Genomic DNA, 9,286 nt, shown 5'->3' with positions numbered 1-9,286 from the left:
GAGCAATTGATTATACAATCAATCCCGTTCAAGCGGCTGAAACATTAGCCCAATACAAGGAAATAACAACTATTTTGACTTCTGGTGGAAATGGTGAACTTTCTAGCCGCATGCAAACCATTCAGCAAATGAAAACAGCATGTAAGAATGCTTCAATTTTGGTTGGAAGTGGGTTGAATTCAAGCAATATTCGTTCTGTTCATTCGACAGTAAAAACAGGATATTATCATTTTGGTACAGCTGTGCGAAAAAATCATAGTCCGATCGAAGGAATTCATCTCGAAAAAGCGAAAGAAATTGTTCAACTATTAAAAGTGAAGAGAGAAGATCAATAAGAAAATTAGTCCAGCATGTGATGCAGGGGGGCCGCTTAGTAACAAAAATGTGAAAAGCAGGACAAGAATAAGACATGGAAGCAGACATTCATGCATTTCCTTTAAAAGAACAAAGAGGTTGGGACAAAAAGTAATTATCCACGGCATAAAGACGAACAATTTCTGTGTATGTTCTTAATACCGCTAATGATTTCCGTGCAAGACTTCGCTTTCCGCGGGAGTCTTCGTCTTGCACTCCAATCAACCGCTGGAAAGAGTTAAAATCTGAATGTATATTGAACAATATAAAAACCCGAACTAATTTGCCTGTAAGAAGGCAATTTAGTTTGGGTTTTACTTAGACTACAATACTTTTGTCTCAGCCTCTTTTCATATACTTTTTCATCAAGTGGCACAGGTAATTTGTTAGAGTCATACTTAAGCTATGTATAACACATCCGAGTTGTCTCGAGCGACATTAAACCAATAAACACAATGCGGAGAAAATAGATTACCTCGTAAAAGCTGAAGTTCGGACAGACCTTCAGCTTTTTTTATACGATAATGGGGAAAGTAATGAATTTATTGCAACCATATTCAATCGGCAATCGTCTTACTCTTAAAGAGCAAATCAGTATAGGGGTCGAGAAACACTTGGCAAAGGGGAGATAAGCTATTTATACAGTTAGTTTAGTTATAATTGGCTTTGCTTTGGCAGTCACTTTTTTAGATTCTTCAAAAGTAACATCTTTTTTTAATGTCAGATTCTTATTGGTTCTTACGATTTTATCGGCTGTCATTTGGGTGATCAGTTTCGCAGTCGGAGGATGGAGTGGGATAAGCGTTACTAACAGTGCATTATCCTTGCTCATTGTGGCATTGTCAGGTTTGATATCATCTTTTGTTATAAATCTGCTTAATCATAACGAATAAATCGGCAGTTATTCTGAGTTATTTACTTATAAGGCGGTGGTGTTTTGGAAGCGTTATTCTTTAGCATAATCGTATTCGTTTTAGGAATATCGAACTTTATTGTATTTAAGGTGTCTGGAAAGAATAAAAAGAAAAGAATTTTATCAGGGGCAGTCTGTATCTTATTAACTCCTGTCATTTTCTTTATCACTGCAGTTTCAATAAGTCCCTTTGACCCATATGGTTTTGGTACGGGTATTATTTCTGTTCTATATTCTGCATTGTTTTTTATAAACGGCATTGTCATACTTATTATTGGTTTAATCACAAAAAGGTAAGGTAGATTGTTCAGGTCGTGAAATGGAAAATGAGACAATGCAAAAAAAGCGTGGATACCCAAGTGGATCACGCTTTAATGTTGTCCTTATTCTTGAAATAGCAATGGCAATAATAAAGAATAAAGCTTTGGAATGTAACGAATGCAGGGGTGGTATCTGAGATGGAAGGTATAACAATTTTAATTGCTGAAGATGAAAAAGAAATTGCTGATTTAATAGCCATTCATTTAGAAAAAGAGGGTTACCATGTTATCAAAGTGCTGGATGGACAGGAAGCTCTTCATGTCATTCAAACCCAATCTGTTGATTTGCTCATCCTGGATATTATGATGCCGAGAATAGATGGACATGAAGTTACCCGCCAGGTTCGGGAACAGCATAATATGCCTATCATATTTGTGAGTGCTAAATCATCTGATTTTGATAAGGTGCAGGGTCTGGTAATCGGTGCTGATGATTATATCACGAAACCATTTACTCCTATTGAGTTAGTCGCTCGTGTAAATGCTCAGCTCAGACGATATTTGAATTTTAACAATGTAAAGAAAGAGAATGAATCGATCCTTGAGTATGGTGGATTACAAATATCCCGGTCACAGCGAGCTGTAGAATTATACGGAAATAATATAGAATTAACCCCTAAAGAATTTGATATTTTGTATTTGTTGGCCAGTCACCCCAAGAAGGTATACAGTGTCGAGGATATTTTCCAGAAGGTTTGGGGTGAAGCTTATTTTGAAAGTGGGAATACAGTCATGGTGCATATAAGGACTTTGCGAAAAAAATTAGAAAATGATTCTCAAAAACATAAGTGGATAAAGACTGTTTGGGGTGTTGGATATGCATTCCAACATTAATTTCTTACAAAACTTCCGGGCGAAGATGGTGCTGTTATTTGGATTAAGCATGTTCCTGTCTGGAATGATAACGTTCATCATTTTTAAGGGACTTCAATTTTATTATCATACATTTGTCGATTATGGCGATAAACTGACTATTTATCGTCAACTTATGAGAAGTATTGGTGATATTAACTTCTTCTTATTATTTTTCATTCCGCTTTCTTTCTTGTTTTTCTATTTACTTACAAACCGTTATTCGGTTTACTTTAACCAAATTTCAGCTGGTATCCACTATCTCGCACAGGGAGACTTCTCCCATACGGTGAAAATAACGTCTAAAGATGAATTTGAACGTATCGCACAGGATATCAATCAGGCAAGCGAAAACTTGAAAGACGCAATAGAAAGAGGAGATTTTTCAGAAAGCAGTAAGGACCAGTTGATTGTAAACCTGGCTCATGATTTACGTACACCCTTGACGTCTGTTCTGGGGTATATCGATTTACTTCTTAAAGAAGAGAAACTGACTGATGAGCAGGTTAACCATTATTTAAGGATCGCCCAAACGAAATCGCAGCGTTTAGAAAAACTTATTGATGAATTATTTGAAATCACAAGAATGAACTATGGGATGCTGCCGTTAAATAAAAGACATATTGATTTATCCGACCTTCTTCACCAATTAAAGGAAGAGTTGTATCCGATCTTTGAAAAAAATCATTTAACCGTACGAATGAATATGCCTTCCGATATGCCCATTACAGGAGACGGAGAGTTGTTAGCCCGCGTGTTTGAAAATCTTTTGACGAATGCCAGCCGTTATGGAGCTGATGGTCATTTTATAGATATTAACGGGTTTGCAGAACCCGGGGAAGCAGCGATTATCCAGATAGTGAATTATGGAAATACCATTCCTGAAGATGACCTGCCTCATCTCTTTGATCTGTTTTATACAGGTGATAAAGCCAGAGTGGAACATGAAGGTACCGGCCTTGGATTATTTATAGCCAAGAATATTGTAGAGAGGCATGAAGGAACGATTACTGCGGAAAGCAGTTTGGCGCAGACTTTATTCGAAGTCCGCTTACCGGCAGAAAGGTCAAAATAGAGCAGCCATTTCGTTAAGACTTAAGAAAAATTTAAAGTTTTCCCCACTCTTTTTTTAAATTATTTGTCCTATTCTTTATGAAGTAAGAAGAAGGAGGACAAACCAATGAAAAAGTGGGGAATTTTAATTTTTGTTTTAGTACTTATTTGCATTGCTGTTGTTAATAAGGAAGATTTCTTTCAAAAAGACGTAGATATTATAGAAAATGACCAAAATGAAATTGATAAGAAAACAGCTGAAAGTCAGAAGATAGAGGTTACAGAAGAGCAACTCTTTAAAGGAGATTTAATCCTGGTTAACAATCATTATCCTGTTAAACGGGAGGGTGTTAAATCGGACATTGTGAACGTATTCAGGCATAAAGATCTGACAAAAGGATATGGATTAGCAGATAACAATATAAAATTGTCAGAGGAAGTTGCTCATGAGTTCTCGAAGATGATCAATGCCGCTAAACAAGATGGTGTGGATCATTTTATCATCAATAGCGGGTTTCGGGGCTTCGATGAGCAGAGTTCCCTTTTCCTGGAGATGGGTGAAGATTATGCATTGCCGGCAGGGTACAGTGAACATAACTTGGGGTTGTCACTTGATGTAGGTTCAACGGAAGATGATATGTATGAAGCTCCTGAAGGGGAGTGGATTGAAAAAAATGCTTGGAAATACGGATTTATTTTACGTTATCCAAAGGATAAAACAGAAGTGACCGGGATTCAATATGAACCCTGGCATATTCGATATGTCGGTCTGCCGCACAGTGCAATTATGGAAGAGAAGAATTTCGCTTTGGAGGAATATTTAAATTATCTTAAAAAAGAAAAAAGTATTTCTGCTGAATATGAAGATAGGATGTATACAATCACTTATTACCCTGTTACGGAAATCAGAACAATTGATGTTCCAAAAAACGGTGATTATAAGATATCAGGCAACAACATGGATGGAGTCATCGTGACGAAGCTGGATAATCTTTAATAATAATCCTAAAATATGGTATGTTTTTATAAAAGAACTGTAAAGTAATCTGGGATAATACGAGTTTGACCTTCAATTATCCCCCCGTTAGGATTCTGGAGATTTCTCACCTCCCTTCATGGCGGGAAAGATTTACCAAAAGCACATGTAAGCCAGTCTAATTTTGAAAAGGAGGAGATTGTATTGTTATCAGCTCTGTTTCAAATGGTCGTTATTCAATTGATTCTGCCTCTCAGTTTTATCCTGATGGTATGGAGAGGAAGGGATAACAGTAAGGTTGAATGGATAATCAAGTTGTCAGCTGCTGTTATGATTGTGGGTTGGGTATTTCAGACGGGCAGGTGGGACTGGGTTGGATATTACATACGATACGTATTCATTTTGCTTTTGCTGGTCAGCATTTTCGTTTCCTGGAAACGAGTAAAACAGTTACCCATTATGATTAAATCGACTTCAACACAAGTGATGAACATGGGAATCAATGCCTTACTTGCTATTGTTTTTGGTTTTTATAACGGGAGTGCTTTAAGTGGATATTCTACAGATATACAAGAAATTGAACTAACTTTCCCATTAAAGAATGGAACATACTATGTTGGACAAGGCGGAAGCCACACTCAGCTTAACTACCATAATGCTTACGAGCCTCAACAGTTTGCTCTGGATATTGTGAAGTTAAATAAATTTGGCATAAGAGCAAATGGTTTTTACCCGAAAGACCTCGATCGATACGCCATTGATGGAGATCGTCTATATAGTCCGTGTGACGGAGAAGTGATTGAGGCGAGGAGTCATCTGTCTGACATGAAGCCCCCGGAAATGGATTCTAAGCGCCCTGAAGGGAATTATGTTGCCATATCCTGTGATGAGAATGACGCAGTTGTTTATATCGCACATATGCAACAAGACAGTGTAAAAGTAGTAGAGGGTGACCGGGTCAGGGAGTTGGACTCCATTGGCCGTGTCGGCAATACGGGAAACACCTCTGAGCCTCATTTGCATATACATGCCGAAAAAAATGGGGTTGGTATTCCGATTGAATTTGAAGGTGATTTTTTAATTAGGAACAATTTGATAACTAGATGATGTAGCTGATTGCAGTCATACGGGGATAACTCAAAACGAAACGAGGAATTTTCAGAAAAAACTTGTTGGGGGGCATATCGTGACAAAATAGGAAGCTCTTGAGAAGCTGATCCTGGTATGTGCTGATGAAAGAGATTGCTGACCATGCAGTAAAAGATACCAGCGGAGAGTTTAAGTGGTTTACAGTCGGTTATGTGAAACAAGGATGCCGGCTGATTATCCGCCGGGACCCTTTCTTGTGAAAAATGAATCTTTTTAACTGCTATTTTCGAAATACAATAAATACATATGACAAATAGCATGATTATTCCTTATGATTCGCGAGGGAAACTAAGTGAAAATAATAAAAATGAGAGAATAATCCCAGGTCTAATGGAGTGAAATTTTTATATTGTTTCAACCATTAAAATTAGTTTACAATTATTCAATCTTTTTCCCTATTTCTCTTTACATCTTCCTATTATTCTTATTTTGTTAACTAGATAACGTGGGGAAAGGAAGATGAGTAAAATGAAGAAGAAGATTGCAGGAATGACGGTTGCTGGAGCAGTAGCTTTGGGCTCTCTGGGATTTACCGGAAACAATGAACCGATTGATGCAAAAGCAAAGAAGAAGGAACCGGAAAATGTCATCATGCTTGTGATGGACGGGACGAGTGCCGGAGCTACGTCACTGGCAAGATGGTACAAAGGTGAGGACCTTGCTATGGATGAAATCATGGCCGGCGGCGTCCGCACTTATTCCGCTGAATCAGCCATTACGGACTCCGCGCCTGCAGCTACAGCATTGGCTACTGGACAAAAATCCAACGATAAATTTGTCGGAGTCCTGCCGGAAGTGGTCAATTCTCCTGGCGTTGATAAGTTAGAGGGCGAAGATGCGCACAGGCCGGTTGCCAATGTGCTTGAAGGGGCACAGGAGCATGGGAAGGCGACAGGAATCATTTCAACTTCTGAAATCCAGCATGCTACTCCAGCAGGATTCTCTTCTCACGTTACTCATCGCAGCAATTATGGCGATATTGCTGAACAGCAGGTCTACCAGGAAATCGATGTGGTTCTTGGCGGGGGTAAAGAGTCGCTTTCGTCAGATAATCGTAAAGACGGCGAGAATCTATTAAAGGTAATTGAGGAAAAGGAATATGATCTTGTCGAAAACCGGGACGAATTATTGAACTCTAAGTCCGATAAAATCTGGGGTTCTTTTGCACCGAGTGCCCTTCTTTATGATTTCGACAGACAGGCAACTGAAAACAATGAACCTTCTATTCGTGACATGACAAAAAAAGCGATCGATACGCTGTCAAAAGATGAAGATGGATTCTTCCTTTTTGTCGAAGGAAGCAAGCCTGACTGGGCAGCACATGCGAATGATACAATCGGAATCATCAGTGATGTCCTCGCTTTTGATGCGGCAGTCGAGGAGGCTCTTGAATTCGCCAAGGAAGACGGGAATACTATGGTCATTGCAGTAAGTGACCACGGGAACAGTGGAATCACTATGGGTAATGCAAATACGAGCGGCAATTACTCCCATATTCCTGTGTCGGACTATATCGACCCGCTAAAAAAAGCAAAGATGACACTGGAAGGCGCATTGAATCAGCTGAAGCCTGACCGCTCCAACATAAAGCAAGTGGCTGAGCTATACGGCTTGGACAATCTTTCGGATGAACAGGCTGCCAGTCTGAAAAACTCCAGTACATTGTCCAAAGATATGGCCAGCATGCTTGCAGGGCGTGCGAACATCGGCTTTACCACTGGCGGCCATACTGGGGAAGATGTATTCTTATACTCATATGGTCCGGAGCGGCCGGAAGGGTTGATTGATAATACAGAGATCGCCAAATCAATGGCGGGCTTCCTTGGATTTGAACTTGAACAAATGACGGACATGCTCTTCGTGAATGCACAGAATGAGTTTGAACGGAAAGGCTATAAAACCAAGATAGATACTACCGATGTGAACAATCCAGTGTTCATTGCTGAAAAAGGGAAGAAGACTATTAAGATTCCGGCTAATAAAAATCTTGCAACTGTCACAAACAATAAAAAAACATCTACAAAAATTCTTAGCGGCGTGTCCGTGTATAACGGCAAAGATTTTTTTGTTTCACAGGATGCTGTAAAGTTCTCTGGAAAATAACAGGAGAAGAGGGGGCTCAAATGTTTGAGCCTCTTTTTATTGGCTTTATGGCAATCCCAATCAAGTTTGGATTACCAAGATACTGTAAAAGAATTTCAAAAAAACAAAAATCTGCTAACAACCGTGACCCTATGATTTTTCACATGCAAAAGTTGTACTGGAAGATCACTTTATAGGTGGTCTTTTCTCGTTGGGAATTAGAAAATAACGCCTGTTTATATTTACTCTGGGCAGTTTATGTTTTATTATTATGTCATACGATATATCGCGTAACATAATAATTATAGAGCGAAGAAGGGAAGAAGGCAATGGCATATAACGGCGGACCGATGACCGAAGCAATGTATTATGTACTATTAGCGTTAATGCGTCCTAACCATGGATATCAGCTTATGCATGCCATTACAGAAGTATCAAATGACAGATTAAGAATGGGGCCGGGGACACTTTACGGCGTACTCTCACGCATGCAAAAAGACGGTCTTATCTCACTGGCAGAAGATGATGGGAGAAGGAAGACCTATCAAATAACACCAGAAGGGGAACAGGCTCTGCGGATAGAGTATGGCAGGTTGAAAGCCCTGATCAACGACAGCAGGATATTGGAGGAAGATGATGAGTTTGAGTAGAACAGTATACAAACTTCGTCCAAGTGATTATTGGAAAATTGGCGAGCATGAAAGTTGGTTTGCAGACATGGCGGATCAGGGATTGCATCTGAAAAAGATGGGGATCCATTTTGCCAAGTTTGTTAAAGGTGAATCGAAGAAAATGAGGTACAGAGTAGATGTATCAATAAAGAAGAAGGTTACGCCGGAACAAATACAGATGTATGCGGAATGCGGTTGGGATTATGTGACAAGTTATCAATTTTTCCATGTATTCTCGTCACCTGAAGAGCTCAATGCACCGGAGCTTCATACAGACCCCGCCGAACAGTCTTATACATTAAAGGAACTGGATAAGAAATTAGCTTTGAATGCCTCTATAGTAGTTGTTGGAATGATTCTGATTATCGGTATGTTATCTTCTATTTGGTTTCTTGATGGGACTCCAACCTTAGTAATGGTCGAGGGCGGGACACTTCAACAATCAATTTTAGCCATCTTTATCGGGTATTCAGCCTATAATTCCCTGCAGGCATCCATTTCTATCCGGGCTTTGCGAAGAAATCTAATCGAAGGCAAATCGATTGATCATCATGCTTCCTGGAAGAAGCATTACAGAGTACATGCTGCAATCGCTTTTCTTTTTACGGCAGCAGTTGGATTGAGCGCAATCATTCCATTCGTTCAGCTTGTAAAGATGGATACGAAAACATTGCCCGAAGCAAATCTTGACTTACCGATTGTCAGGTTGGCTGATGTAGAAGAGAATCCTGCATTGATTCGAGGGGAACCTTCATATGTGAGTGACAATGTGGATTGGGGCAACCGGTATTCGTATGATTGGAGTCCACTGGCACCCGTACAATATGAAACCGATGAACAGGGCGTGGTCCCCGGAAGAATGTGGGAGGACGAAAGCGGTGAATATACACCGGCTATCCACACACAGGTTTATCAA

The 9,286-nt window shown here is 39.6% G+C and carries 9 protein-coding genes; all 9 read left to right on the top strand.

Annotated elements, in window-relative coordinates:
• Nucleotides 1–335: copper homeostasis protein CutC (locus tag HP456_RS15820; RefSeq protein WP_281358061.1), on the top strand; the 335-nt coding region annotated here is incomplete at its 5' end.
• Between the two features lie 956 nt (nucleotides 336–1,291).
• On the top strand, nucleotides 1,292–1,564 hold the full coding sequence (locus HP456_RS15815; RefSeq protein ID WP_172252812.1) for a hypothetical protein: 273 nt from the start codon (nucleotides 1,292–1,294) through the stop codon (nucleotides 1,562–1,564).
• Between the two features lie 161 nt (nucleotides 1,565–1,725).
• The gene (locus HP456_RS15810; protein WP_172252810.1) at nucleotides 1,726–2,421 is read left to right on the top strand and encodes a response regulator transcription factor; all 696 of its coding nucleotides are present in this window, start codon (nucleotides 1,726–1,728) and stop codon (nucleotides 2,419–2,421) included.
• The gene (locus tag HP456_RS15805) at nucleotides 2,405–3,514 is read left to right on the top strand and encodes a sensor histidine kinase (protein WP_172252808.1); all 1,110 of its coding nucleotides are present in this window, start codon (nucleotides 2,405–2,407) and stop codon (nucleotides 3,512–3,514) included. Before HP456_RS15810 ends, HP456_RS15805 begins: the two co-directional genes overlap by 17 nt.
• A 105-nt stretch (nucleotides 3,515–3,619) precedes the next feature.
• Complete coding sequence (gene vanY, locus HP456_RS15800; protein WP_172252806.1) at nucleotides 3,620–4,489, top strand: VanY-A/VanY-F/VanY-M family D-Ala-D-Ala carboxypeptidase; 870 nt, start codon at nucleotides 3,620–3,622, stop codon at nucleotides 4,487–4,489.
• A 183-nt stretch (nucleotides 4,490–4,672) separates the two neighbouring features.
• Nucleotides 4,673–5,575, top strand: coding sequence for a M23 family metallopeptidase (locus tag HP456_RS15795; RefSeq protein WP_172252804.1), 903 nt, complete (start codon nucleotides 4,673–4,675; stop codon nucleotides 5,573–5,575).
• A 501-nt stretch (nucleotides 5,576–6,076) separates the two neighbouring features.
• Nucleotides 6,077–7,720: an alkaline phosphatase gene (locus HP456_RS15790; protein WP_246289120.1), complete on the top strand. Its 1,644-nt coding sequence runs from the start codon at nucleotides 6,077–6,079 to the stop codon at nucleotides 7,718–7,720.
• A gap of 308 nt (nucleotides 7,721–8,028) precedes the next feature.
• A complete protein-coding gene (locus HP456_RS15785; RefSeq protein ID WP_172252802.1) occupies nucleotides 8,029–8,349 on the top strand; it encodes a PadR family transcriptional regulator in 321 nt (106 codons plus the stop codon).
• Nucleotides 8,336–9,286: DUF2812 domain-containing protein (locus HP456_RS15780; RefSeq protein WP_246289119.1), on the top strand; the 951-nt coding region annotated here is incomplete at its 3' end. The genes HP456_RS15785 and HP456_RS15780, both read left to right, overlap by 14 nt.

The sequence above is a fragment of the Bacillus haikouensis genome (assembly GCF_013179555.1).
Taxonomy (GTDB): domain Bacteria; phylum Bacillota; class Bacilli; order Bacillales; family Bacillaceae_B; genus Rossellomorea; species Rossellomorea haikouensis_A.
The sequence above is the reverse complement of the archived record's forward strand: the minus strand, read 5'-3'. Positions and strand labels throughout refer to the sequence as shown.

Coding starts and splice junctions, on each gene's coding strand:
- HP456_RS15810 (WP_172252810.1), top strand. CDS start 1,726: ATGGAAGGTATAACAATTTTAATTGCTGAAGATGAAAAAGAAATTGCT.
- HP456_RS15805 (WP_172252808.1), top strand. CDS start 2,405: ATGCATTCCAACATTAATTTCTTACAAAACTTCCGGGCGAAGATGGTG.
- vanY (WP_172252806.1), top strand. CDS start 3,620: ATGAAAAAGTGGGGAATTTTAATTTTTGTTTTAGTACTTATTTGCATT.
- HP456_RS15790 (WP_246289120.1), top strand. CDS start 6,077: ATGAGTAAAATGAAGAAGAAGATTGCAGGAATGACGGTTGCTGGAGCA.
- HP456_RS15785 (WP_172252802.1), top strand. CDS start 8,029: ATGGCATATAACGGCGGACCGATGACCGAAGCAATGTATTATGTACTA.